The sequence below is a fragment of the Macrococcus brunensis genome, assembly GCF_004359615.1.
In the GTDB taxonomy this organism is placed as follows: Bacteria; Bacillota; Bacilli; order Staphylococcales; family Staphylococcaceae; genus Macrococcus; species Macrococcus brunensis.
The window spans coordinates 1-1,272 of record NZ_SCWA01000040.1; the positions used below are offsets into that span (position 1 = coordinate 1).

Genomic DNA, 1,272 nt, shown 5'->3' on the forward strand with positions numbered 1-1,272 from the left:
CGGACTGACCCCAATTAATGGGACAGAATAAAAAACACTCTTGTTGAATTCATATAAAATGAATTTGATAGGAGTGTTTTATTATGCAGAGAATTGCTTATTCAAGTGAAGTTAAATGGAAATGTGTAAAAATGAAAGCCGAGGGCTTTTCCACAAGAGAGATTATGGATGAGCTAAATATCAGAAACAGAACCCAGGTCAACACTTGGTGGAGATGGTATAAAAATAATGAGACCCATCGTTTCGATCAGAATGTAGGAAAACAATATAGTTATGGCAAGGGCACTGAGGAATTATCTGAGATCGAACAGCTTAAACTGGATAACAAGAGAAAAGCAGCTGAAATTGATGTTCTAAAAAAGTACAGGGAGTTGGAAAGGAGCTGGTACCAGAAATAGTTGTTAGTTTAGTCGAGAGTCTGAAGAATGAACATCCATTATCACTTATTTTATCCACACTGGAGGTAGCAAGATCTACTTATTACCGCTGGAAGAAACAGTCGGACAGAGCAAAAGATGAAATCACGATAAAAATAGGTGAGCTGTGCAAAAAATATAACTACACCTACGGTTATCGTAAAATCTGTTACCTCTTAAACAAACAGACCAAGCAGCGTGTTAATCACAAGCGAGTCCAGAGAATTATGCAGAAAAATAAATGGAACTGCAGAGTCAGAGTCAAGAAGAAAACGCGTATAGGCCGGCCCTACCATCTTACAGACAATCTGTTGAAGGGTGATTTTAAATCTGATCAACCTCTGACCAAGCTCGTGACAGATATCACTTACCTGCCTTTCGGTAATACGATGCTTTATCTTTCATCAATTATGGACCTTCACAATGGTGAGATTGTGGCATTCACCATAGGTGATGTACAGGATACAAACTTCGTCCTTGATACACTGAATCAGCTCAATATCCCGAAGGGATGTATGCTTCACAGCGATCAGGGAAGTGTCTATACTTCAAGGGAGTATTACCTGGCATGTAAGGAAAAAGGCATCATCCGTTCGATGTCCCGTAAGGGGACACCGTCAGATAATGCCTGTATAGAATGTTTTCATTCCACACTAAAGTCTGAAACATTCTACTTAAACAGTGAGCAAAAGAACTCTAACTTTATTGTAAAAGAGATTGTGAGTAATTACATCAAAAATTATAATGAAAATAGAATTCAACAAAAATTAGGCTACTTATCTCCGGTTCAATACCGAATACAAGCAGCCTTATAAAAAGTGTTTTTTATTCCGTCCCATTTTCAGGGTTCAGTACC

Annotated in this window: 1 protein-coding gene; it reads left to right on the forward strand. The window is 38.1% G+C overall.

The genetic code is table 11. The features are described 5' to 3' along the window. Positions 1-80 precede the first annotated feature (80 nt). A protein-coding gene (locus tag ERX27_RS11095) for an IS3 family transposase (protein ID WP_133432853.1) occupies positions 81-1,231 on the forward strand; the annotation gives its coding sequence in 2 pieces (ribosomal slippage) (positions 81-354 and positions 354-1,231; 1,152 coding nt in all). Positions 1,232-1,272: the final 41 nt, after the last annotated feature.